At 68.7% G+C, this 24,304-nt stretch carries 23 protein-coding genes; 15 read left to right on the top strand and 8 right to left on the bottom strand.

The features are described from left to right. Positions 1–144 precede the first annotated feature (144 nt). From AB0F29_RS21910 to AB0F29_RS21885, 6 genes are all read left to right on the top strand, one after another. Positions 145–2,853: a glycosyl hydrolase family 65 protein gene (locus AB0F29_RS21910; protein WP_361874396.1), complete on the top strand. Its 2,709-nt coding sequence runs from the start codon at positions 145–147 to the stop codon at positions 2,851–2,853. Between the two features lie 120 nt (positions 2,854–2,973). Further along, the gene (locus AB0F29_RS21905; RefSeq protein ID WP_361874394.1) at positions 2,974–3,189 is read left to right on the top strand and encodes a hypothetical protein; all 216 of its coding nucleotides are present in this window, start codon (positions 2,974–2,976) and stop codon (positions 3,187–3,189) included. Between the two features lie 125 nt (positions 3,190–3,314). Continuing rightward, positions 3,315–3,716, top strand: a complete 402-nt coding sequence (locus AB0F29_RS21900; protein WP_361874392.1) for a hypothetical protein — start codon at positions 3,315–3,317, stop codon at positions 3,714–3,716. Then, complete coding sequence (locus AB0F29_RS21895; protein ID WP_361874390.1) at positions 3,694–5,298, top strand: peptidase C14 caspase catalytic subunit p20; 1,605 nt, start codon at positions 3,694–3,696, stop codon at positions 5,296–5,298. Before AB0F29_RS21900 ends, AB0F29_RS21895 begins: the two co-directional genes overlap by 23 nt. 102 nt (positions 5,299–5,400) lie before the next feature. Next, the gene (locus AB0F29_RS21890) at positions 5,401–5,688 is read left to right on the top strand and encodes a hypothetical protein (protein ID WP_361874388.1); all 288 of its coding nucleotides are present in this window, start codon (positions 5,401–5,403) and stop codon (positions 5,686–5,688) included. A 54-nt stretch (positions 5,689–5,742) separates the two neighbouring features. Next, the gene (locus AB0F29_RS21885; RefSeq protein WP_361874386.1) at positions 5,743–6,186 is read left to right on the top strand and encodes a hypothetical protein; all 444 of its coding nucleotides are present in this window, start codon (positions 5,743–5,745) and stop codon (positions 6,184–6,186) included. Between the two features lie 67 nt (positions 6,187–6,253). Here the strand turns inward: AB0F29_RS21885 and AB0F29_RS21880 are convergent, their stop codons facing one another. Continuing rightward, positions 6,254–7,363: an SPFH domain-containing protein gene (locus AB0F29_RS21880; protein ID WP_361874384.1), complete on the bottom strand. Its 1,110-nt coding sequence runs from the start codon at positions 7,361–7,363 to the stop codon at positions 6,254–6,256. Between the two features lie 70 nt (positions 7,364–7,433). Further along, the gene (locus AB0F29_RS21875; RefSeq protein ID WP_018956193.1) at positions 7,434–7,871 is read right to left on the bottom strand and encodes an NfeD family protein; all 438 of its coding nucleotides are present in this window, start codon (positions 7,869–7,871) and stop codon (positions 7,434–7,436) included. 189 nt (positions 7,872–8,060) lie between these two features. On the opposite strand from AB0F29_RS21875, the gene AB0F29_RS21870 reads away from it, so the two are divergent. From AB0F29_RS21870 to AB0F29_RS21850, 5 genes are all read left to right on the top strand, one after another. Then, a complete protein-coding gene (locus AB0F29_RS21870; RefSeq protein ID WP_361874382.1) occupies positions 8,061–9,077 on the top strand; it encodes a hypothetical protein in 1,017 nt (338 codons plus the stop codon). A gap of 294 nt (positions 9,078–9,371) precedes the next feature. Continuing rightward, entirely contained in the window at positions 9,372–10,616 is a 1,245-nt protein-coding gene (locus AB0F29_RS21865; RefSeq protein WP_361874380.1) for a helix-turn-helix transcriptional regulator, read from the top strand. A 286-nt stretch (positions 10,617–10,902) separates the two neighbouring features. After that, positions 10,903–11,697: a toll/interleukin-1 receptor domain-containing protein gene (locus AB0F29_RS21860; protein WP_361874379.1), complete on the top strand. Its 795-nt coding sequence runs from the start codon at positions 10,903–10,905 to the stop codon at positions 11,695–11,697. Next, positions 11,694–13,670, top strand: a complete 1,977-nt coding sequence (locus AB0F29_RS21855; protein WP_361874377.1) for a hypothetical protein — start codon at positions 11,694–11,696, stop codon at positions 13,668–13,670. The genes AB0F29_RS21860 and AB0F29_RS21855 overlap by 4 nt, the downstream gene beginning before the upstream one ends. After that, positions 13,667–15,016 (top strand): hypothetical protein, encoded by a 1,350-nt coding sequence (locus tag AB0F29_RS21850; RefSeq protein ID WP_361874375.1) that lies wholly within the window; start codon positions 13,667–13,669, stop codon positions 15,014–15,016. Before AB0F29_RS21855 ends, AB0F29_RS21850 begins: the two co-directional genes overlap by 4 nt. A 261-nt stretch (positions 15,017–15,277) precedes the next feature. On the opposite strand, the gene AB0F29_RS21845 is transcribed toward AB0F29_RS21850, so the two are convergent. The 3 genes from AB0F29_RS21845 to AB0F29_RS21835 all read right to left on the bottom strand — a co-directional run bounded on the left by AB0F29_RS21845 (position 15,278) and on the right by AB0F29_RS21835 (position 16,954). Further along, complete coding sequence (locus tag AB0F29_RS21845; RefSeq protein WP_361874373.1) at positions 15,278–16,153, bottom strand: hypothetical protein; 876 nt, start codon at positions 16,151–16,153, stop codon at positions 15,278–15,280. Between the two features lie 136 nt (positions 16,154–16,289). Further along, positions 16,290–16,706, bottom strand: a complete 417-nt coding sequence (locus AB0F29_RS21840; protein ID WP_361874371.1) for a PIN domain nuclease — start codon at positions 16,704–16,706, stop codon at positions 16,290–16,292. After that, the gene (locus AB0F29_RS21835; protein WP_361874543.1) at positions 16,703–16,954 is read right to left on the bottom strand and encodes a type II toxin-antitoxin system VapB family antitoxin; all 252 of its coding nucleotides are present in this window, start codon (positions 16,952–16,954) and stop codon (positions 16,703–16,705) included. The genes AB0F29_RS21840 and AB0F29_RS21835 overlap by 4 nt, the downstream gene beginning before the upstream one ends. A 684-nt stretch (positions 16,955–17,638) precedes the next feature. On the opposite strand from AB0F29_RS21835, the gene AB0F29_RS21830 reads away from it, so the two are divergent. After that, a complete protein-coding gene (locus AB0F29_RS21830; RefSeq protein WP_361874369.1) occupies positions 17,639–17,890 on the top strand; it encodes a hypothetical protein in 252 nt (83 codons plus the stop codon). Next, positions 17,890–18,282: a hypothetical protein gene (locus AB0F29_RS21825; protein WP_053930387.1), complete on the top strand. Its 393-nt coding sequence runs from the start codon at positions 17,890–17,892 to the stop codon at positions 18,280–18,282. Before AB0F29_RS21830 ends, AB0F29_RS21825 begins: the two co-directional genes overlap by 1 nt. Before the next feature lie 252 nt (positions 18,283–18,534). Here AB0F29_RS21825 and AB0F29_RS21820 read toward each other — a convergent pair whose 3' ends face one another. Together AB0F29_RS21820 and AB0F29_RS21815 are read right to left on the bottom strand one after the other, a co-directional pair. Next, positions 18,535–19,728, bottom strand: coding sequence for a site-specific integrase (locus AB0F29_RS21820; protein WP_361874367.1), 1,194 nt, complete (start codon positions 19,726–19,728; stop codon positions 18,535–18,537). Beyond that, positions 19,703–20,221: a MarR family winged helix-turn-helix transcriptional regulator gene (locus tag AB0F29_RS21815; protein ID WP_361874365.1), complete on the bottom strand. Its 519-nt coding sequence runs from the start codon at positions 20,219–20,221 to the stop codon at positions 19,703–19,705. The genes AB0F29_RS21820 and AB0F29_RS21815 overlap by 26 nt, the downstream gene beginning before the upstream one ends. 187 nt (positions 20,222–20,408) lie before the next feature. On the opposite strand from AB0F29_RS21815, the gene AB0F29_RS21810 reads away from it, so the two are divergent. Further along, a complete protein-coding gene (locus AB0F29_RS21810; RefSeq protein ID WP_361874363.1) occupies positions 20,409–20,573 on the top strand; it encodes a helix-turn-helix domain-containing protein in 165 nt (54 codons plus the stop codon). Positions 20,574–20,682: 109 nt separating this feature from the next. Continuing rightward, entirely contained in the window at positions 20,683–21,642 is a 960-nt protein-coding gene (locus AB0F29_RS21805) for an AAA family ATPase (RefSeq protein ID WP_361874361.1), read from the top strand. 600 nt (positions 21,643–22,242) lie between these two features. On the opposite strand, the gene AB0F29_RS21800 is transcribed toward AB0F29_RS21805, so the two are convergent. After that, positions 22,243–24,237, bottom strand: a complete 1,995-nt coding sequence (locus tag AB0F29_RS21800) for an ATP-binding protein (protein ID WP_361874359.1) — start codon at positions 24,235–24,237, stop codon at positions 22,243–22,245. Between the last annotated feature and the right edge of the window lie 67 nt (positions 24,238–24,304).

Raw genomic sequence — 24,304 nt, 5'->3', positions numbered from 1 at the left:
CCCCCTCGCCCCACCCGAGCCCGGGCACAACGGCACGAGGGCGCGCGCGGGACCTGCTCCATCCGGCGGTCGGACGGACACCCGGTGCCGGCGCCGTGCGTGCCGTGACGGCCGACCGCACCCGCGCGTCCTTACCTTCGTCCTGTGAGCCTCTCGCGCATCTCCGTCCTCGCGCCCCTCGTCGCGGCCGCCCTGATCGCACCGCTGCCGCCCCTCGCCGACGCCACCGAGACCCCCGGCCCCGTACCGCTGCCGGGCCCGGCCCACCCGTCCGGCTCCCCCGCACCGCCCCCGTACCCGCACCCGTCCGTGCCCGCCTGCGGCACGACGGGCGGGCAGGGCGGTCCCGGGACCGCCTGGGCGCCGACGTCCACCCGCTTCGGGGAGGCCGCCGGCTACGACCCGTACATCGGCAACGGCTACCTCGGCCACCGGGTCCCCCCGGCCGGAGCCGGTTACGCGGCCACCGGCGAGAAGACCGGCTGGCCGCTCTACACCCCCCGCTACGACGGCGCGTTCGTCTCCGGGCTCTACGCCCGGGACAAGGCCGTCTCCGAGGGCCGCGAGGTGATCGCCGCGCTCCCGAGCTGGACGAACATCGATGTGGGCGTGGGCAAGGAGACCCTCGGCCCGGGCACCCCGGCGGGCCGGATCTCGCACTACCGGCAGACGGTCTTCCTCTCCTGCGGCCTCGTGCGCACCTCACTGCGGTGGACGACGGCCGACGGCCGGGCCACCGACCTCGTGTACGAGGTGCTGGCCGACCGGTCCGACGTCCACACGGGAGCCGTACGCCTGCGGATGACGCCGCGCTGGAGCGGCACCGCGACCGTCACCGGCCGGCTCGACGACCGGGGCGCGCGCCGGATCACGCTGCACGAGGACGGCACGTTCCGGACACGGGGCACCGGGATCGAGGGGGCCGTCGCCCAGACGATGCGGCGCGGCTCGGGCGTCGTGGAGACCCTGCGGCCGGGGGCCCGTACACCGTCGGCGGCGACCCCGGTCCGCGCGGGCCGGACGTACGCGTTCGAGAAGTACGTCGGCGTCGACACCGCCCTGACCTCCCGCGCCCCGGCCGAGGACGCCCGCGAGGCGGCGCACCGGGCGGCGCGGCGCGGCTGGGACCGGGTCTTCGCGGCGAACGAGGCCGCCTGGCGCGAGGCCTGGTCCGCCGATGTGCTGGTCCCGGGGGACCGCCGGCTCCAGGGCTGGTTGCGCTCGGCCCAGTACGGGCTGCTGGCGAGCACCCGGCGCGGCTCCTCCGACAGCATCGCCCCGGCCGGTCTGACCAGTGACAACTACGCGGGCATGGTGTTCTGGGACGCCGAGACGTGGATGTTCCCGGGGCTGCTCGCAACCCGCCCGGAGCTGGCGCGCTCGGTCGTCGAGTACCGCTACCGCACCCGGGATGCGGCCCGCGCGAACGCCGAGCAGTACGGCCACCGGGGCCTGTTCTACCCGTGGACCAGCGCGAGCCGGGGCCGTATGGACTCCGAGTGCCAGAGCTGGGACCCGCCGCACTGCCTGACCCAGAACCACCTCCAGGGAGACGTCTCGCTGGCCGTCTGGCAGTACTACCTGGCCACCGGCGACCGTGACTGGCTGGCGTCGAGGGGCTGGCCCCTGCTCCGGGGCATCGCCGAGTTCTGGGAGTCGCGCGCCACGGCGAACGCGGACGGCAGCTACTCGATCAACAACGTGGCGGGCCCCGACGAGTACAGCAACGGCGTCGACGACGGCGTCTTCACCAACGCGGTCGCCTCCACCGCGCTGCGCAACGCGACCCGCGCCGCCCATCTCCTCGGCCAGAGCCCGCCCGTCGCCTGGAACAAGGTGGCGGACGGCCTGCGCATCCCGTACGACGCGGAGAAGAAGGTCTTCCTCCAGTACGCGGGCTACAACGGCTCCACGATCAAGCAGGCGGACACCGTCCTGCTGACCTACCCGCTGGAATGGCCGATGGAGCCGGGCGCCGCGGCGGCCACCCTGAACTACTACGCGGCCCGCACCGACCCGGACGGACCGGCGATGACGGACTCGGTCCACGCGATCGACGCGGCGGCGATCGGGGAACCGGGCTGCTCGGCGTACACCTATCTCCAGCGTGCGGTGCGCCCGTTCATGCGGGGCCCGTACGAGCTGTTCTCCGAGGCGCGCGGCGACAAGGCGGGCGCCGAGGACCCGCTGTCCGGCTTCCCCGCCGACGACTTCCTGACCGGGAAGGGCGGGCTCCTCCAGGTGTTCACGCACGGCCTGACGGGGCTCAGGCTCCGCGAGGACGGCGTGCGCCTGGATCCGACGCTGCCGCCCCAGCTGCACGAGGGCATCACGCTGAGGGGCCTGCGGTACCGGGACGCGACGTACGAGGTCGCGATCGGCCCCCGGACGACCACGGTCCGCCTGACCTCGGGCACCCCGTTCACGGTCCACACGGCGAAGGGCCCGCGCCGTCTCTCCTCGACGCTGGAGCTGTCCACCCGGCGCCCCGACCTGACCCCGACGGCCGACGCGGCGCGCTGCCGCCCGGTGACGGCGACGTCCGAGGCCCCCGGCCTGTACGCGGAGGCGGCGGTGGACGGGGCCCCGGCCACGTCCTGGTCCCCCGAAGGCGTGGAGGGATCCCTGACGGTGGAGCTGGGCACGAGTCCCCTCCGGCTCACCTCCGTGACTCCGGCCTGGACCGACACCGCCCCCGCCTCGCACACCGTGGAGACCTCCCTCGACGGCCGCTTCTGGCGTCCCTACCTGCCGGGCGACACAGCACGCAAGGTCCGCGTGACGGTCCGCTCGGAGGACCCGGAGAAGCCGGCGGGACTGGCGGAACTGCGGGTGGAGGCGGACGGCCGGTAGGGCGCGCCGGGCCCGGTCGCCGCGTGCCTGTCGCACCGGTGACCGGTAGCCCGGCTTCAGGTTGTCGAAGTTCCGTGAAGAGAGGCCCCTGGGCGAAATGAGGGGTGCTACGACTGCTGCATGGCCGCAAACTTTCGCACGAAGGACGGTCACACCGTGGGCCTCGGCAGCACGGTGTGGTCGATCAACGGGGAAGGCCCCTTCACCCTCGTCAAGCCCGATTCCGCACCGCCCGGCTGGGTCTGCATGGTGAGCGACGACGGCGAGACCGTGCGCCTGCACGCGCCCGAGGACGTCGGGATCTACTACAACCGGGTTCGACGCGTGGAGGTCTGAGGTCTGAGACGGCCGCACAGCCGCCGCAGGCGGTCCCGGAACGAACGGACTGTTGACTTGGAGGACCGATGTCCGTACCGACCTCACCGACCTCTCCCCACGAGCCCGATGCAGACGCGGGATCCATGGCTGCGGAGTCCGAAGACAAGGGATCCCCGGACGCCGGGTACGAAGTCGTTCTGACCCTCTCCGAGCCGGCCGGTGTCGGCCCCCTCTCCCGACGTCTCGGCGCCGTCCCGGGCGCCGTCGTCACCCGGAAGCGGTCCCGCCCCGGCGCGGGCGAACTCGGCGCCGCCGAGGTGATCCAGCTGCTCGTACCCTCCTCGGCGGTGCTCGCCGTCGCGATCCGGACCCTGCCGGCGTTCATCAAGTCCCGGAGGTCGTCCGTGACGGTGGAGCTGACCCGGGGGGACCGGACGGTCACGCTCTCCGGCGGGAATCTCGACGACCCGCAGAAGGTCTTCGAGCTCGTCGAGCGCCTGCTCGACGATGAGCGAACCCGCGATGAGCGAACCCGTGGTGAGTGAACCCGCGTTGGGCGAACCCGCGTTGGGCGAATCCCTGAACCGGGACTACTCCAGGTCGCGTGCGGTCCTCATGGGCACCTGGGATTACGCGGACGAGGAATTCACCAACGTGCCCGCGGCAAGGCGCAGCTTCGACCGGATGAACGATCTGCTCCGCGACCCGGTGTGCGGGCCCTGGCCCGACAAGTCCATCGTGCCCTTCCGGAACCGCGACACGCTCGGCACGATCCACCGCGAACTCATCTCGACGCTCATGGAGGCCGAGGACGTCGCGTTCTTCTACTACGTCGGACACGGGATCTACGACCATCGCGAGCGGCTGTGCCTCACCGTGGGCGACACCCGGCAGGACGCGCACTTCACGGCCGCCACGGGGCTCCCGTTCGACGCCGTGCGGGACGCGTTCCGCGCCAGCGACGCCCGGGTCAGGATCGCGGTGCTCGACTGCTGCTACGCCGGGCTCGCCACGGAGGAGTACGGCCGCCTCTCCGTCGACCGCCTGCCCCCCGGGCCCGGCGCGTACCTGATGATGAGCAGCGGCGCGTTCGAGACCTCCTGGCACGAGCTGGAGACGGTCGCCGACGCGCAGACGTACTTCACGAAGGCCCTCGTGGACACCGTGTACGAGGGCCTGAGCGGCGCACCGGCCGGCCTCACGTTCGACCACATCTTCGGCGCGGTCTCCGACCACCTCGTGGCGAACGGACGACCCGAACCGGGCCGCCGCATCGAGAATCACGCCGCCCGCTGGGTGTTCGCCCGCAACAACGCCCCCGAGGCCCCGCCCGAGCCGGGCGCCGATCCGGAGGCCGTCTACCGCGAGGCGTACCGACGGGAGACCAAGGAGGGCGTCGAGCGGCTCCCCGCGATCGCGGCCATGTACGAGGGTCCTGCCGCGGCCGGACACACGCCGTCGATGAACCGGCTCGGGCAGATCGCCGAGGGCCGGGTCCGGGCGAGGATGCAGGGGATCGAGCCGGGGCCGGTCCGCGGGAAGGCCCTCCAGGAGGCGACGCAGTGGTACGTGCGGTCCTCCGAGGCGGGCGATCCGGTCGCCCCGCTCCACCTCGGGCAGCTCTACGAGGAGCAGTACGGGAACCAGGACCGGGCGTTGTACTGGTACGCCCTCGCCGCGCGCCGGGGCAACACCGCGGCCCAGGAGCGGCTGACCGGCCTGGAACAGCGCATCCGCCTGGGAATCGGGCCGCCCCGGCTGCCCGGGGAGGAGCGCGCGGAGCCGGCCCGTCCGGAGCCGGGGGACCCGGCGCCCACCCTCGCCGTCCTCGCCGCTGTGGCCGCGCTCGCGACCGGTGTACCGCGCGAACGCTGGGCGGCCGAATGGGACGGCTCGGAGTCACTGGCTCTGGCGCAGTGCCTCGACGTCCTGGTCGATGCCTGCGGCGGGAACTACGGGGAGTGGTCGACCCTCGACGAGGCGGAACAGGCCCGCGTCCTCTCCGACTTCATGGGACTGCGGCCGCTCAGGTCGGAGCTGGCGAGCACGGCACGCCGCTACTACCGGACCGTCGGCCCGGGAAACCTCCGCGGCTACGCGGCCGGACTCCACCGCCGCCGGAACTGACCGAACCCCGAGAACCCCACCCGGACCTTCGGAGCGGCCCGAGCCGACCTGAACCGGCCGGGCCGGCCCATGGAACGCACGGCACAGGACAGGGAGTGCGACATGTCGATCCCCGAAATCAGCGAGGCGCTCGGGCAGTCCCTTCGACGCCACCGGTTCGTGCTCCAGGCGCAGCCCGCCACGGACCCCGGCGAGGAGACCGTCCACCTCGTCCTGGACCACGGCGAGGAGACGCTGCACGCCGGCCATCTGGACCACTACCTGGGGCTGTGGAGCGCCTTCGCCGTCGTGCGGCCCCATGGTGTCTTCCGTGCGGACGAGGTCGGCCGGTACGAGTCGTTCGAGGACGCCGTGCTGGCCGTGCTCATGTCTTTCACCCACGTCGAGTAGCCGCAGCGTCGTGCGGCGGCCGAGCAGCCCAGCTATCGAGCAGGAGGTGGGGACGTGCGCGTAGAGCCACGATTCCGCGACCAGATCAGGTGCCTCGTCCTCAAGGACCGCAGGGCGAAGGCGCTCGACGAGGCGCTGTCGCCGAGCGACCGGATCGCCTTCAACGGATTCCTCGTCTCGGTGATCGCCGTGATGGTCTCGCCGCGACTGGGCGACCGGTGCGGCATCGAGGACCTGGCGGCGTTCAGCGACGAGGTCGCGGCCGCCCTCCGCGCCGAGCGGCGACCGGTCAACGAGTTCGTCGTGGAGGAGGTCCTCCGCGAGATCTACGGGGTGCCGCCGCTCTTCCGTACGTTCCCGGCCCCTCCCCCGGCGGTCTCATCGGCGGGCGCGGCGATCGTGCGGCACATGAACAACACCGACACGACCGTCGCCGCCGGCATCGACCGCACCCTCGACACGGCGGTGGACCTGCACCACCGCCGTAACGGGGCCTGACGCCGTACGCCGGCCGCCGGGCCGGCTCCCCACAGCGGCCGGGACCGCGGGGAGGCGATCCCGCCGCTCAGCCGCCGGAGGCGGGCCCCCGCCCCGGCAGCCGCGTCTCTCCCGCGGCCTCCGCCTCCGCCTTCGCGTCGCTCACGGCGACGGCGGCCTGCTTCGCGGCCTCGTCGGCGGCCGCGACGGCGTCCAGCGCGAGCGTGGAGTTCGCCTCGACCTCCGGGGCCCCGACATGGTCCTTGTCCGAGGCGTCGGCCTCGGTCGCGTCCTCGCGCCGCGCCCCCGGCGGGGGCCCGGTGCTCGACGCCTGGTCGCCGAACGCGCTGGTGACGGTGCGGATCGCCTCGGTCAGCTCGCCCGGGATCACCCAGAAGGTGTTGTTGTCGCTCTGCGCCAGATGCGGGAGCGTCTCCAGGTACTTGTAGGCCAGGACCTTCGCGTCGGCGTTGTTGCGGTGGACGGCCTGGAAGACGAGCTCCACCGCCTTCGACTCGCCGTCCGCCCGGAGGATCATGGCCTGCTGCGTACCCTGCGCCTCCAGGATGTCCTTCTGCTTCGTGCCCTCCGCGGTGAGGATCTTGGCCTGCCGCTCGCCCTCGGCGTGCAGGATGGCCGCGCGCTTGTCACGCTCGGCCCGCATCTGCTTCTCCATCGCCTCTTTGATGGTGTTCGGCGGATCGATGGCCTTGATCTCGACGCGGTTGACCCGGATGCCCCACTTCCCGGTCGCGTCGTCGAGGACGGCACGGAGCCGGGCGTTGATCTCCTCACGCGAGGTGAGCGTGCCTTCCAGGTCCATGCTGCCGATGACGTTCCGCAGGGTGGTCACGGTGAGCTGATCGATGGCGTGCAGATAGTCGGCGACCTCGTAGGCCGCCGCCCGCGGGTCGGTGATCTGGTAATAGAGCACGGTGTCGATGTTGACCACGAGGTTGTCCTCGGTGATCACCGGCTTGGGGTCGGACGAATACACCTGCTCGCGCACGTCGAGCTTGGTGTTGACCCGGTCCGCCACCGGCAGGACGAAGTTCAGGCCGGGCTGCAGCGTCCGGCGGTACCGGCCGAACCGCTCGATGTTGTAGCGGCGCGCCTGCGGAACGATGCGTACGGTGGCGGCCACGAGAAAGACGACGACGATCGCCGCCACGAGAATCGGGATGACTACCGGATCCATACTTCCTCCTACGTCCCCCTACGGTCCTCCTGTGTACTCCCGTGTACTCCCGCGCTGCGTGTTCAGCCGTTCACGGAAGGAGCTCGCGGGGATACACGACGGCTGTAGCGCCTTCGATCTCCATGACGTCCACCAGAGCGCCCACCGGGATCACCAGACTTTCGTCGAGAGCGCGGGCGGACCATTCCTCGCCGGAGATCTTGATCAGGCCGTGGGTGGCGGTCACCTCCTGCATGACCTCGGCCCGCTTGCCGATCAGCGCGTCGCTGCCCTCGTGGGTCAGGGGGCCCTGCGCCATGTGCCGCAGCGCGACGGGGCGGACGAGGGCGAGGCCGGCCACCGCCGCCAGTCCCAGCGCCACGAGCTGGCCGAGGAGGCCGATACCCACTCCGGCCACGACGGCGGCGACCAACGCCGCGCCGGCCAGCAGTCCGAAAACGAGCGTGAGGGTGAAGAACTCCGCAGCGCCGAGCGCCGCGGCGGCGAGCAGCCAAGCGAACCACGGCATCGAATCAGCCTCCCCAAGGGGACCTATTCAGCTACTTACCCCTTTCGACCCCGGGCGGAACCGTCCGGCGCGGCCGATCTACGATCGAAGCCCGTGGGCGGCGGCAAGGAAGCTCCGGCGGAAGCCCTGTGAGACGCGGGCGCCCGGGGCGCGCCAGGAGGCCCGTCCGCCTCCGAGAAGGAAGCAGCCATGACCGGACGACGACGGACCAAGGCAGCAGCGGCAGCGATCGTCCTGGCGCTCACGGCCGGCGGACTGATCTGGGGTTTCGGCCTCCGGGACGACGACTCGGGCAAGGACCCCGCCGAGAACTGCCGGGGAGCGCTGGCGGTCGAGGAGGCCGGGACGTTCTTCGGCGGCGCCGAGCTGGCATTCCGCGGCCACACCGGGGAGTGGGTGGGCCACGCGACCGAATTCTGCTCGGCGTGGGCCCGGGGCGAGGGATCCGGAGGCGTACGGCTCGAACTGACCCTCCGTCCGGCGGCGGCCCATCGCGCCGCCGGAGCGGCGGAGAATCCCGGGGCGGCACCGATCGGACACGGCTGGAACGGCTCGTTCAGCGCCGGGCGCCGGCCCGAGGCAGCGGTGCTCGTCGACTGCGCGCCGCTGCCCGGCAAGGGTCTCCTCGTCCTGACCTCGGCGCGCGAGGACATCAGAGAACTCTCCGCCGAGCAGGTGCTTCAAGTGGCCCGCTTCACCACCGAGTCGGCGCGCCGCGCGGCGGAGCGCTTCGGTTGCGAAGGGACCCTCGGGCAGCGCCCCTCGACCGTGGACCGCACCGCATGGCGGACCCTCCCCGTCGCCCGGGCAACGGGAACCTGCCAGGGCGTCGTCCCCTCGCGGGACGCGGACCGGCTACGCCTCACGACGGCTTCGGAGATGCCGGCCGGCCGCGCGCTCACCGAGGAGTGCTCGCTGAAGCTGCCGGCCAAGGGCAAGCGCGTCCGCCTGACCGCGTACTACGGGCCGTCCGCCTTGCAGGAGACGTACCTGGACAAGCGCTACCCCGGCAGCGTGAAGGGCGCGGCCATGCGGTCGCATCCGTGCGAGGGCGCGCTGGGGCCGGCGTACTTCAAGTTCGAGGAACTGCCGATGCCGGACTCCGAGAAGGGCGTACGGAGCACTGTCCGGCCCGACGACAGGCAACGCCTGCTGACAGCCTTCGCCAACGCTTCGCGTACACGGCACGGGTGCCCGGTGGACTGACGGAGCACACCGTGACGTGCACCGAAGTCGGCTCACCCGCCCCACGCGCTTCCCTCCCACGGACGGCCGACAGGTCAGAGCCGATGAGAACCAGCGGAAGAGGCAACAGGCAACGCCGCCGAACCTCGCTTCCTGAGGCACACCCCGTGCCAGACTCGATCTCGGATGCGAAGCGAAACGACTCCGTCACAACGGGTGTTCGCCGTCGGTCGCCGCGCCATCCAACGGAAGATCGGACGAGAGTCCCCCGTGAGGGCACACAGCTCTCACAGTCGCCGCCCAAGGGAGTCAACGGTGAGTGTGCATTTACGTTTTGGTCCGGAACTGCGCCGATTACGGTTGGAGGCGGGGCTCAGCCTGACCGAGTTCTCCGTGGCGCTCACGTACGACAAGGGGCACCTCAGCAAGGTCGAGCGGGGGGAGCGTTCCGCCTCCCCCGACCTCGCACGGCGGTGCGACGCCTTCCTCGGCGCCAACGGCGAACTGCAGAGCCTGGTCGTCCGCCCCGAGAGCGACCCGGGCACTGCTGAATCCCCCGCCGCTCCGAGCCTCTGGGCCGTCGGGCGCAGGGCGGTCCTCGCGGCGGGTACGGGGTCACTGATCGACCTGGGCCTGAAACTGGGCAGTCAGGCGTCCTCCGTTGCGGACCCTCTCCTCACTTCCTTCCGCACGCAGTTCGACCAGTTGCGCGAGCTCGGTCAGTCCACCTCGCCAAGGGCCCTGCTTCCCCTGCTCGAGACTCAGACGCGCACGCTCGCGGGGCTGGCCGCCGACACCCCGTCCGCCACTCGGGCCCCCGCGCTCCTGCTCGCGTCGCGATTCGCGGAGTTCACCGGCTGGATGGCCCAGGAGGCGGGTAACAATGACGCCGCCCTCGGCTGGACCGGTGAGGCCGCAGAACTGGCACGCGCCGGAGGCGATCCGTACCTCGGTTCCTACGCGCTCGTACGACGTGCCCTGGTCACCTTCTACGGCGGAGACGCCGCAGGCACCGTCACGCTCGCCCGCCGGGCTCAGAGCGACGAGATCCCGCCACGCATCCGAGGACTCGCGGCCCAGCAGGAGGCACAGGGACACGCGCTCGTCGGGGATGAACGTGCCTGCCGCCGCAGCCTCGACAGAGCGCGGGAGCTGCTCGACAGCAAGGACGTCCGCAGCAGCGCAGAGCCTGTGATCGGCACCACCCATGTGAGCGACCCGGTGGCCATGGCCACCGGCTGGTGCCTCCACGACCTCGGTCGCCCCAAGGCTGCCGCCGAGGTCCTCGACCGGGAGTGCCGCCGCATCCCGCCGCACGCGTTGCGCAATCGCACCCGGTACGGCTTTCGCAGGTCCTTGGCCCACGCCGCATCCGGAGAGGTCGAGCACGCATGCGCGATCGCCGGGGAGCTCCTGGGGATGATGCCGGCCGTGCCCTCGGCCACGGTGAACAGCGACATCCGACGTCTGGCACGAGAACTCTCACGGTCCCGGAGCAGCCGGGCCGTAAGCGATCTACAGCCGGCGCTGGCACGAGTACTCGCCCCTGCCCAGGATTGACGCCGGCTCGAACCAACCAGCTTGCCGGGCTTCCCGGCCCCGTCTGCTCCCCGGATCCCACCACCTCTGGCGGGCCCGTCTGATCACGCCCGACTCAGAGCACGGCGTCCAGGATATTCGGGCTGCCCACGACCGGTGACGCGCCCACTGACGCGCCTCCATCCCCACGGACACCTGCCGTCATACGGCCGAGACATTACGGCCGGGTTCCACCAAGCCTCGGTCGCCTCTCCGCAGCGCCCGAGGACGTGCCCGCTCCCAGTCTTCTCTCACGAAGGGAACCTTCATGCCCGAAATCTTCGTCAACTACCGAACTGGCGATGAGGAATCCTCTGCAGCCATGATCGCTCGAGAGCTCATCCGGCGGTTCGGCAAGGATCGGATCTTTCTCGACAGCAACTCGATCAAGCTCGGACACCGCTTCCCGGCGGAACTGGTCAGGGCGGTGGAGGAATGCGAGGCTCTTCTCGCTGTTATCGGCCCGCGCTGGACCGAGGTTCGGGGTGCCGACGGCCGCCCCGCCATCGAATCGGAGCAGGACTGGACCCGCCGTGAGATCGAGACGGCGCTCGACCGCGGCATCCTCGTGATCCCCGTGCTCGTCGGAAAGGCCACCCGGATCGATCCAGCCGTCCTTCCGGACGATCTGCGGGAGCTGGCGGACTGCCAGTACAGGCGGTTCGACCACCGCAACGCCGACGCGGACCTGACGGCGCTCGGCGACTCCCTCGCCAGGCTGCTGCCCGAATTGGGCGCGGTGGACCGCGACGCCCGGGCGTCGCGGGAGGGGGCGGAGACGAAGTCCCGCAAGACACCGGCTCAGGACCCCGGGCACACCAGGATGCGGACGCGCGACGTCGAGCAGCGCGTGCGCGGCGGTATCGGAAACCTCAACGGAGACCTGTCCGGCACCTTCGTCAACGAGCCGCTGGGGCCCGTGAACACCGGTGAGGGGCACCAGTACAACGCTCCCCACTTCGAAGGGGACAACACCGGGCTCCAGTTCACGGCCGGTGACAACAGCGGTACGGTCCACCAGCGCTTCGAGCGCGAGCGCCGACGCTCGGACGACGAACGATGACCGAGCAGGACCGCGTAACTGTCAACGATCCCCGCGGCCCGGTGAACAACGGCGAGGGGCACCAGTACGTCTTCTACGGCGCCGGCTCGGACTGGATGATCCGCAAGGGGGTCGAGCCCCTCCGGATCGTCCGCGAGGACCGGGTACGTCTCTCCCTCCGGTTCGCCCGTCCCGTGGGATTCCGCATCGCTGCGGACCGCTTGGAGAAGCCCGGGTCGGTGGTGGTGCTGGACGCTCCGCCCGGCAGCGGCCGCCGCGCCGCGGCGATCATGCTGCTGCACAAGCTCGGTGAGAACGGCGGTGCCGAGGAGGAAGGGGCCCGCTTCGAGGAGCTTCCCGCCTCGGAAAAGGACGAGCCCCGCCTTGCACCCGCCGCAGGCGACCGTTTCCTTCTCGATCTCTCCGGGATCGCCGACGAAGAGGCGTACGCCAAGGCCCAGCGTCTCCTGGTCGTGCGCCGGTCACAGGTCACGGAGGCCGGGGCTCACCTGGTCGTCGTCCTGCCCTCGGGCCTGGAGCACGCCCACCCGCCGGACCTCGAAGCGTACACGGTGACGCTGGGGCGCCCCCGGGGCGTCGCCGTCGTCACCCGGCACCTCCGCATGGACCGGATGGTCTTCCACTCCGCGGATCTCAGGAACGCCGACCTGCAACGCCTGTGCGACCGCTCCCCCATGCGGGAACTGGCGCGGCTCGCGGGGCTCGTGAGGGCCGCTCGTGACAGCGGCCGGTTCGGCGCGGACTTCGCGGGATGGCTCGACCAGGCGATGCACGCGGTGACCGACCGTGCCGGTGAGGTGGGCCGACAGGTGGCCGAGATCCGCACCACGCCCGAGCGGGCCCTGCTGCTCGCGACGGCGATGTTCGAGGAGGCCCACGCCGACACCGTCTACGAGGCATGGCACGGCCTGCTGAGGACGGTGAGGCACGAGGAAGAGACGACGACCGAGCTCGCGCGGACGGATTTCGGTGAGCGGCTGGCGGCACTCGGCGTCGAGCGGGGCGCGGACGGACGGCTCCGCTTCGAGCGGCTGGCCTACGCCGACGCGGTACGGGCGTACTTCTGGGCGAACTTCCCCGGAGTGCGCAACGACCTCAGGGACTGGATCGACCGGGCCGCCGGCCTCCATGGCCTGACCACGGACGACCGAGTGAACGTCGTCGTCCGCTACGGCGAACGGTCCCTGGCTATCGGGCAGCCCGCCCACCTCTTCGAGCTCGTGATGCGCTGGGCGGATACCGCGACCGGGACGTCTTGTGACCCACGAGCTGCGGCGGGCCTCGAACTCGGTCTCAGTCACGCCGAGTTCGGTGGATGGTTCCGCAGGCGGATCTACGCATGCGCGAGGTCCGGGCCGCTGTCGGACGGCCTTGCGCGCGTCCTGACCACCGCCTGCCTCCGGAGTCTGGGCACGACACACCCGGATCAGGCGGTGGTGCGTCTCCACTACCTCGCTGTGCGGAAGGGGGAGGCTGCCCGCGAAGCCCGGGAGGCGCTTCTCGACCTCGTCGGCCGCGACCGTCGGCTCTACCGGCTGCTGATCGACCGCCTGCGGGACCGGACGCGCCAGGAGCCTCACAGGTCGGAGCCCCATCTCTCGCTGCTCACCGAGCTGTTGTGGAGCGAACGTGCCCCGGATCCGCCGCCCTGGCCGGACCTGTTCCTGGGCTGGGAGACCGTCTTCTCGCAGCCGCCGACGGAGCCCTGGAACCCGCTGGTGCGTAGTTGGCTGAACGCCGTGACGGGCGACAGTACGCGGGACATCGCGCTGGAGGTGATCGTCGGGGCGACACGTGGCCGCGCGGCCGCCCTCCACCGCCTCTACGCCATCTCCTGCGGTTGGGCGGGCGTATCACGCCATCCGTCCCGCGCAGCCGTCGCCGCTCTCTTCTGGCAGCGCATCGACAGCGCGCAGTACGCCCGCACGGAGCATGCGGGTACCGGACCATTGACCACGGAAGAGACCCGATGAGACACCGCGTTTCCAGCCTGCTGTTCGTTGCCGTCTGCAGTCTCGCACCGGCCGTGCTCGGAAGTCTTCTGCACTGGTCGGCCTTGCTGTGGGGCTTTCTGTCCGCGGTGACGGCATCGGGCTCCCTGCTGCTCGTGATGACTGCCCCCCTCGGTGACCGTGCGCCGGCCGAACGGTACGAGCCCGGGGAACCGGAGCCGCCGACGGTGCCGATGGAGCAGCCGTACCAGGAGACCCAGGTGGTCGACGCGGCGCTGCCGAGCGCGGCGGACGGTTACGACTTCCTCTTCTCCGCGACTGTGTGGTGGAGGCCGGTCCCCGACCACGTGGTGCTGTCCGACGGGGCCTCCCCAGCGATCGCCGAGTCCTCGGTCGTCAGCCGGGCCCTGGAGGTCGTCCGCCACGAGGAACCCGGCCGGGCAAGCTACGCGCGGTACCTCCTGGAGGGGGAGCTATGTGTCCCGCTCCAGGACCGGAGCGGTCGGGTGCAGGCCATGGCGGCCGATGTGACGCTGGCTCTCTCTCCCGCCGACCACGAGCGCCTGCGGAAGTTGAGCGACCTCCGCAAGGACGGAGAGGTCTGGGAGTACGAGCGTGAGCACGAACGCAGCAAGCGGCGCTATATCGGCGACGACGTACTCAAGAGCGCGGGCAGCGCGGTGGTGTGGTGGTTGGCCCGACACGAGAACGAGATCGAGAAGGCAGTCGAGATGATCGGCCCGCTCGCCCAGATCTCGGCGGCGGCCAACGACGCCGAGGTGCCCGAGCTCTTCCGCCATCTGCTCGTTCCGCCCGTGGACGCGCGAAGCGGAGCGACCGTCGGGGGCCCGCTGTGGGATGGAGACGGCCAGGGAGGAGGAATGTTCGACCGCGAGGGGGAAGTGGGCGTACCGGATCGGCTGCTCCTGTTGCTGGAGGCAATGGGCCTGAAGCCGGACACGGACGAGTACACGGTGCTCGTGCACCGTGTGATCCTGAGCCTGGAAATGACCGGGCTGCACGAGGCCGCGGAGGACATCCGCCGGACCGTGCTCCCGACGCCCGACGAGGCCGGGGCCGAGTGGCCGGACGAAGAATATTCGACCGGGGAAGCAACCACGGGAGGACCCCGACCGCAGGGCCCCCCAGCCCCCGACGACTCATCGTTCGCCGACGCGGACGGGGAGCCGGCTACCGAGAGTGGCACGGGGAGGGCTACACCGGAGGCGGCGGAGAGCGGCGCGGGCGAACAGAACCACAGCTGGTGGCGGACGAGCAAGGACGGGATGGCGCCGCCGCACTACTGGGACAGCTCGCACCGACCCACCTCACCTCGCGCACAGGACGAGGACGAGAACGGGACCTGATCTTCTGGGCGGGGGGTCTGACTCCAAGGAGCCAGACCCCTCAGGCTATCCGCGGTGTGGCCGGCGGGGGGTGGCCGCATGGCGTGGTGCATCTGCAACGGCCCACGCGCTGGGCAGCAAGTGCCCCTCGATGGACCGCAAGAAGGGCCTGCCCGCCTCTTGACGCTCAGGGATCCACCGCTCACGAATGTCCCGGTGGCCAAACGCACCACGAGAGGTCCAGCCTCCCGCAGACAAAGGGCTGGCGCTGTCTCTGCGAAATCAATCGAGCTTCTCGAACGACGGTCTCGGCGCGATGATGGGCGTGCGCTTTTCGTTGATATTGAGCCACGTAGGCGCTTCCACTGACATGAGCTTTCGGTCGATGGAAATTAGGTTCTGTTGCGCCGCTTCGTTGAGGGAGTCAAGAATATCGACCACCTTCACCTTCCCATACTTCTCCAGTTGCACTTGAATCCTCTGCGCCTTAGCACTCGGCTTGTAGTAATAGGGTGCGCGATCGCGCCTACCAACTGTCAGAACTGCTTCGGCAACCGCCTCGTATGCATCGTTGAACAAACCCATAAAACCGTCCGGGTCTGGTAGCGCGATCAGGCGGAGGCTCTGCCATCTCTGATAACCCGCTGGAAGGTCTATCGCCTGGGGGACAATCGCCACTCGGAGCCCGTTACCCTCTTCGAGTTGATGCCAATTACTCTTGATGGCAGCGGCCGCAAACCGCGCCTTCTCAGCACTACTCAAGAACAGATCAGTCTTCCACACCTTCTTGATTCGTTCCCGGAGCTGAGTCTCGGCGGCGACGCCACGAGCAGCGATCGGCACCCAGGATCCACATGCAAATGGACGACCTGAGCCGTCAGGCAGCAACACCGCGTCGTCACTCGCGTTGTTGACAACAGCATCAGTGAAGCCGAGATGGCGTGCACGCTCGCGCCCGAACATCAGGGACGTTGGCCTGTCCAAGTCGGCGAATGATCTGGGACTAACCTTCCTGAGTGCTTCGCTGACCAGATCGATAACGCGTGGCTCACCCCCGACAATCGCCTCGTGAACGGCCCACTCAAACCCATCTCCGCGCGATCCCTTGTCTCGGTGGAGGCGAGCGAGCTTAGCGAGCTGCCGAAACGTGACGTCCACCCGATCACAGTTGAGGTCTTCGAGATCCGCTTGCGACAATTCATCGAAGTGGGCCCTCAGAGGCGACGAACCGGTCAACGGTGCACCGGCCCAACCTCTTCGAGGCACTCGCTGACACGGCATCCGGCGTTCCCAGTCAGTCGGCGGTGCCGGGCTCCACGACCCACTCGGCTTGCAACCCGCTCACCGAGGCAATCATGTCGAAGTCCCCGTCGTAGTGCAGGAGTGTGGCCCCGTGCCGTTCTGCGGTTGCCGCGATGAGGATGTCGGCAAGCGACAGCGCCCGGTGAAAGCCAGCGTTCAGCGCCAGTGCCTGGATCGCGAGCGCCTGGTCGAACACCTCGTCGTTGCAGGGCAAGTAGTCGAAACCACGGAGGAGGGTACGCAGGCGTAGCGCCTCTGGCTTTCCACGCGCCGAGTACAGAACCTCGTACTCTGTCGGGGCGCACACTGCTAGGAGACCATCGCGGTCCAGCGCATCCAGCCGCGCCCGCACTGTCGGTTTACCCCGGCGGGCCAGCGCGGACTTGTCGATGAGGTAGCGCCCTTTCACGCCGCCGAAGCCCCGTCTTCGCGCTTGAGCGAGCCATCCGGATTTCGCGGCCCCGTCTGCGACCGAATCTCCGCGAACGCGTCATCGAACTCACCATCGTCAATGGCATCGAACAGTTCCCGGCGCAGCCGCAGCCTCACTCCCTCCTCCATGGCCGCCCGCACTGCGGCGGCCTTCGTCTTGGCCCCGTACACCCGCATCGCCTGCTCGACGATCTCCTCATCCAGATCGATCACAGTCCTGGCCATCAGTTGTCCCTCCACAGCTCGACACCCCAACAACGATATCAATTGGGCTTCAGGAATGGCATCGAAATGCTGGAGCACGTTGAGAGTGCCTCGATCAGAGTCGGGAGCACGACCTGGACTGGTTGATCAGCTTCGGATCGGCGAGCAGCCGCTGGACGAGACCCTGCACGAACTCCTCGAGCCGGGTCCCGGCGAACGAATCGGCGCGATGTTGCCGGAGCGGCCACTCCGCAAGACATGGGAAACCAGCAAGAACGAACCTGGTGCGGCAGACCGCGCTCCCCACGACTACTGGCTCGTAGTCTCGGGAGGACTCGTCAGAGTGGAACCTGGCACCTGCGACCACTCCACGTCCCAGCACCATCCCAGCACGGGAAAAGGCTAAGGGCCCGACCCCGAAGAGTCGGACCCTGTCTGACCTGCGTGTTTGTCAGATCAGTGACGTGATGTTCTGTCACCCGCTACACGTTGAAGCGGAATGTCTGAGGTCTGATCCTGACCTGCGAAGGACCCCCATCCAGGGCCCTGACCAGCCATTTCTCCGTTGGCTCGCGTTGGCCTGCGACGGGCGCTTACGGGTGTCCTGCGGACTCTCTGCGGACCGGACGGATACCCGTCCGTACAGTCCGCGCGGCCACGACCATTTACACGCAGGGGCTTACGACCGCCGGTAGCATGGGCACCATGAGTAGTAGCAAGAAGTACTCGATCAGCCTGCCCGAGGCCCTCGCCGAAGCCGCACGCGCCCATGTCGGGCCCGGCGGTTTCTCCTCCTACGTCGCCGAAGCCCTCGAACAACGGGTCGCCATGGACAAGCTCCGGGAGATCGTCGCCGACTTCGCGACCGACAATGACGAGCTCAGCCGCGAGGAGATCGAAGCCGCCCGCACGCTGCTGCGCCATGACCACCGGCAGGTCGGCGGGGCCGCAGCCTGATGCCCGGCACCCTACTGCTCGACAGCGAAGGCCTCTCCAAGCTCTACCGCAAGGACCGCACCGTCATGGCCCTGATCCAAGCGGCATCGGAGGAAGGCATCCGCGTGGCCACAAGCGCCATGACCACCCTCGAGGCCGACTACGAGCGCATTCACCCCGCCCGGATCAAGTGGGTCCTCTCCCGCGTCGACGTTCACGACGTCACCAAGGAGATCACCGATCAGGCCGCAGCCCTCCTGCGCAGCCACCGCCTCCACGGCCACAAGTACGCCATCGACGCAGCCTTCGCCGTCATCGCCCGCACCGCACCCCAGCCAGTCACCGTCCTGACCTCCGATCCCGAGGACCTGACGCTCCTGTGCGGCCCCGCCGTAGAGGTCGTCAAAGTCTGAACGCCGACCACAGTCGCACCAACCAGACCCGTCACCAACACCTCAGCGCTTCGCGGCACAAGGACTCCACGCGGACGTACACCTGCACCCGACCCACCAACAAGCGGGCCGGGCACATTTCTTGACTGCTCGTCAGACGTTGAAGCGGAACGTTCAAAGAGTCCCTCACTCCCCAGTATCCCCAAGGGTTTCAGCCCTGCGAAGGGGTGCCGGGTCAGCACCGAGTCAGCACCGTGTCGGCACCTCAGCACGTCACGCCGCAAGCGCCGCGTCCGGAGCCTGACGGGGAACCGACGGACGTATCGCCTCCTGCATCACGTCCCGGCAGCGGTCCCACGCCTCTGGCACCAGGTGCCCGTACGTATCGACTGTCGTCTTGATGTTCCGGTGACCGAGCCAACGGCTCACCTCGTGGATCGGTACGCCGTGCGCGAGGGCCGTCGAGGCGAAGAAGTGGCGCAGCGAGTGCGGCGTGTACTTCGGCTTCCCATCAGGTTTCACCGCCCCGGCCGCTGTCAGCGCCTTGCGCCAGTGGTAGCCGTACGTCGAGGCTGTAGGCATCTTGCCCTTACCGCGCTCACGCGGCGCGAACAGCGCCTCCAGGCCGTCGAGCTCGACCGTCCCCCACTTCTTCAGGTGCAACCCGATCTCCTGGTCGAGGAAGAGCGGCGTGGGTACGTCTCTGAACGCCTCCGCCGTTCGGTGCTTCAGCGGGACGAAGCGCGTGACGCAGTCACCCTGGTTCGCCTTGGCGCTGATCTGCCGGCGCAGCCGGAGGAAGCCGTCCCGCTGACAGTCGACCGAGAAGCCCAGGGTCTCGCTGATGCGCAGCCCTGCGCCCGCCTGAAGCCACACCGTGAGGCGGTACTGGTCGGACATAGCCGCCGCGATGGCATACACCTCGGCCAGCGTCGGGATCTCGTCCGGGTCGACCGCGGCCCCTGCCGTCTTGAGCGGCGGCACATCTTCACACGGGCTGTCCGCTATCCGGCGCTCCTTCACGGCCGCCGTCATCATGCTGCGCAGGATGTTCATGCGGTCGTTGACCGTCGCAGCCGCCAGTCCACGCGCCGTCATGGCGGCCTGGAGCTTCTTCACGTCGGCCACGGTCAGGCCGGCGAGAGTGCGGGAGCCCAGCTCGGGGATCAGGTGGTTGGAGAGGAAGCCCTGGTAGTTACGCCGGGTGGACTCGTTCACCTGGTGCTGCGCCAACCACTCCTCGGCCCACTTCCTCATGGAGATCTGACCGAGCTGGGGATCGGTGTAGACACCCTGGCGCTTGTCGTTCTCGGCCTTGACGCCGAAGCTCTCGGCCTCCTTCTTCGTCGGGAACGATCGCTCGCGCTGCCGTGCGCTTCTCCCTCCGGGCTCCCGGTACCGGACGGTCCACCGGTGCGCGCAGCGCGCCTTGTTCCGGCAGTCACACTTCTTCAGTACCTGCGCCATGCTTCATCCCCCTGAGTATCGCGTTCGACTTGTCGGTCAGCCGACCGCCCGCCTTGCCCTCGACCTTGGTCAGGAATCCCCGCTGGCGCGCGGCGCGCAGGTGGCCCTTCACAGTGGCCGGGTTCAGATCGAACGCAACGGCCAGGCGTTGCGCCGGCGCTCGCTCCCCCGCATCCACGAAGTGCACGTAAAGGGCTGACAGCACGGCCAGCCGCTCGTCAGTGAGACCGGCCGGGAGAGCCGCCAGCCGCTCGCCGAGCTGATGGCTGTCCATGTCGGCGGCCTTCTCAAGGGACCTCATCGCAGCGAAGCCCTGGCTCGGCGCCGTGTTGATACGACGGAGAACGGTGGTGGAGATGCCACGCGCGACCTCCTGCGGATCAGCGTCGTCCGCCGGAACCACATGGACTTCACGCGGCCCCACCGATCCACCGGTACCCCCCGGCCAGTACATGGTCACCATCCACGCACCCATGCGCTTGATGACGGTCACGCCATCTCGCGGTTCGGCTCCTGGTGGCTGAGGTGTCGAGTTCATATCAGCACCGTAAGCAGGCACTACGGCACCGTCAAGTCCGGAGCGGATAGATCCGGACTTGACCAGACCGGACCGCTCCACTCAAGATGTGCAGGTCCACTCCTCCAGCGACAGGAATCCGCCCTTGCACCACAACCGCCTCATGACCGTTGACGAGCTGGCCAAGTACCTGGGCAAGAAGCCCGCATGGATCTACAACAACCACCGGACGCTCGGCATCCCGTCCCGGAAGGTCGGCGGAAGCCTGCGCTTCCGCCTGTCAGAGGTCGACCGCTGGATCGATCGGGAGTGCCCCGTGTCGGCCTGACGTCACCTCCCCATTCCCCTCACACGAAAAGGAGGTCACATGACACCGCCACTCGACGGGAAGTCACCGGCGCGCCTGCGCGCCGCAAACGGAAGGACGGTTACCCAGCATGGGAGCCATCAAGGACAAGGGGCGTCAGCTCCACCAGATTGAGCACGTCCCGTACGAAGACGCCTTCCTCATCGGCGATCTCCTCTCCACCCGCATTACGACGCTGTCCGGCGAACCGAAGGCCGGCAAGACGCTGTTCGCCGCGGGAATGGGCATTGCGCTGATCAACGGAGAGAAGGAATTCATCGGGCAGCCAGTGCGCCGGAAGCTCGACCACATCGTGTTCGGCCTGACCGACGACGGCGCCCCTGAGGAGCTAAGAGAGCGCATGCACGGCGCCGTGCCAGGCGACTCGGTGACGATCTTCCCCGTGGAGGACCCCGGGCACTCAGGCTATTGGCCGGGAATCCGAGATGACCTCATCGATATGAAGCCCGGCCTGTTCGTCCTAGACAACATCCTCGGCGCACTCGCTCCTGGCGAAGACATCTCCTCCCCCGTCACCGCGCAGCGCATCATGCGCAGTCTGAAGCCGATCAGCGAAGCCGGTATCCCCACGCTGCTCGTGACTCATACCCCCAAGGGCAATGCCGAGGGCATGAGCACCGCCTCGTCTCCGATCGGAGGCCGCGCCATCGCGGCTGGCTCCCGAGCCGTGATCACCCTTCGCAACTCCGGGAAACAGGGACGCCGCGTACAGACCGCCATCAACCGCGGTACGGAGGATCTGAACGTGCCGGTCACCGTGAGCTGCGCCGCCACAGACGGTGAGATCCCTGTCTGGGAGCGCGACACGCCCGGCCTGAAGACCGTCAGTCTGCCGAAGCCGACCCCGTGGGATGAAGCACTCATCGCCCGCATCCTCGAAGAACAACCGCGCGAGACAACCATCAAGGCCCTGGCCGGCAAGTACGCCCCAGCAGTGGACAAGCGACCGGAGACCGTACGCCCCAAGCTCAGCGCCGCTCTGGCGCACATTGACGGCATCTGGGTCCGCAAGCCTGCAACGGCCGCGTAAACCGTGGTGGTGGTGATGCTGCCCCCTTAGAGAAAAGCTCACCACCAACTACCTCGCTCCGCTCGGCAAGCCTCGCTCCTCCTTCTACTTACGTAAGTACGTCAGTGTCTCTGAACTCTGGCGGCCTCCGGCCGACCAGTACGCAGCCCTCTGGAACACTGCGAAAGCCCGAAGCCCCGAAGTCGGCCATACCAAGGCAGCGGCCCCCCGAAGGGGCCGCTGAGGCAGCAAGCACGTATAGCAAATGAGAAGTTCAGACAGGTAGAGCGGAAGCGGCCTGTCGGCCGTTCTTCAGGGAGACGGCTTACAAATCTCAACTTTCCATTGGCGAGTGACCTCTTCGCCGCTGCCTTCCTCGGGGCCACCGGGGCGGCCCGCTCGTCAGGGACCGTCCAGGTAGGTGTTCTTGCCCTTCCGCCGCCGCGCTTCGAGCGTGCCCTTCCGACATCGCTCTTCGCCGCCGTCGCGTAAGACGTCTGTCACTTCAGGGTGTCCGGATGGGAAGAGCCGCTCACGGCTATTGAGGAGCACCGAGCAAGATCTCGCTTCGTTGAGACCGCTTCGGCGACCCTTCCATGTCAGTCCGTAGTGACGCGCGGGTCACGGTTTGTTGACTGCCCCGACAGAACCACTGTCCCCCGACCTTGCCGTAGGAACCGTGCCGTCGCTCACCAAGTCCACGACTCTGTCGCCGTGTTCCCTGATCAGGTAGTCCATGGCGTGCTCGGTCGACGACTGGTACTCAAGTTGCTCGCTGTAGAAGCGGAGCCGTTCCTGAGCGTCCTCGATGATCTCGCCCCAGGTGCGCACCCAGAGCCGGAACGTCGGCTGCTCAACAGCACATCCGGGCGGCCGGCCTGACTGATGGGCGAGTTGCCGGAGGCTGTCATCCATGGCGTTACCGACGAGCCAGAAGTCCCAGGTCACCTTCGGATCCCGGAATCTGTCGTCACTCATGACCGCTTGTGCATAGCCATTGATCTGCGAAAATTCTGTCATACCGAGCACGACACTCGACCGCTTGAGCTCCACCACGAGATGGTGTCGCTCCCCCTTCCGCTGCCGGGCAGCGCGAGACAGCATCAAGTCTACGATCCCCCGGCTCCCGTCCTCTCTCAGGACAGCGCCCGGTGCTGGCGCGTCCCGGCCGAGCAGACGGCAGTGCTGCCTCAGGACTTCGTTCAGACTGCGGTCGCTTACGTGCAGCCCGTACTCCTCACCGAAGATCCAGCACTCGTTCTCCAGGATCCGGTGCAGCTCCGTACGCTCCTTGACCCGTCCCTTGGCCACGGGTTCGAAGACGAGGTGCTCCAGAGCTGACAGGAAGTCGAGTCGCCCAGTCGTCGCCGTCGACGCTTTGATCAGAGCGGACAGCGGCGTACGGTCCAGCAGCCGACTGAGTTCTGTCTGCTCCTGCTTAGAGAGCGCGAAGAGCTCCTCGGCGATACGCAGCACTTCGCCCGGCTCGTGGGTCAAGACGGAGCGCAGAAGCGCGAAAGACACCCTCTGGGCCCTCTTGCTCGCCGGCAGGTGCCGGACGACCGCGGTCGCCACGGCGTCGAACGTCTCGCGCTCCGCGCGCTCCTGATCGTTGGCGGGCTCTCCTGTATACGGGTAGAAGCCTTCCGCACGCCACGAGTCGACAAGCTCACGACGGCGCTCGTCGGCACGGGAACGGAAATGCTCACGCATTCGCTCCCGGGCTTCGGCCAGTACCTCGGCAGCGGGCCCCTCCGGTGTCCAATCGGCGAAGGCGAGGTCGCCGACCGAATCGTCCTCGAACCCCGACCAGGACAGGTACGCCGTGAAGTGGAAACCCGGAGCCTGGATCTCCGGCTTCAGCTGCGCCAAGGACATACCTCGGCCGTCGCAGAGGAACAGAGCCCGGGAGTACGGACGCGACCATTCGATGATCTTCAACTGGGCCGGCGAATGAGAACTGCCCGGCGGGGCCGCCACCTCATACGTATCGACGTGAACCTGCTCCGACGCCGGGTCCAGCCGCGTCCCGTCGTAGGTGATGCAGATGTCTGGGTACGCCTCCAGGTGAAGCGCGAAGGCGGCAGTGAGCGCGGTACGCGCGGCTTCCTCGGTCAGCTTCTGGAGCTCCTCCCCGCCGAACGCCTCGAAGGCCGTCCCCGTTGCGTCGGCCGTCGGCTCGGGATCGCTGACGTCAAACTCGTCCATGGAGCTGCGATCAGACTCGATGACCACACGCCGGCGGATCCCCCGCGCACCGCTGACGCTGGTCCAGCGCACCTCACTGCCGAGCGCGAAGGCCCGGACTCGGCCCCGCCCGTTCTTCCCGTGCAGCACGCGCTTCTTTACCTCACTGACCTGCGTGCGCTTCTTCCAGGACGTACCGATCTGCTCGAAGTAGTCGCTGCACTTCTCCGCCGCGATACCAGTACCGTCGTCGAGCACGGCTACTCGGTCGACTCCGTCGAAGTCGTTGCGCTCAAGTACGACGGTGACGTTCTCGGCTTCCGCGTCGAGAGAGTTCCAGATCAGCTCCTCGATGGCTCCCACAGGATGACGAAGCCGGGCAAGCTCCTCGACGTGTCCGCGCCCTACGGTCAACCGAAGCTTCGCCATGGGGTCAGCACCTTTCAGGTCAGTGTCATCTCTTAGGGCCTGCGGGGAGGGAGGCAGAACGCTTCCC

Origin of the sequence: Streptomyces sp. NPDC026589 (assembly GCF_040638385.1) — a bacterium.
Lineage (GTDB): Bacteria > Actinomycetota > Actinomycetes > Streptomycetales > Streptomycetaceae > Streptomyces.
Note: the sequence above shows the minus strand (reverse complement) of the source record. Positions and strands in the feature narration are given on the sequence as shown.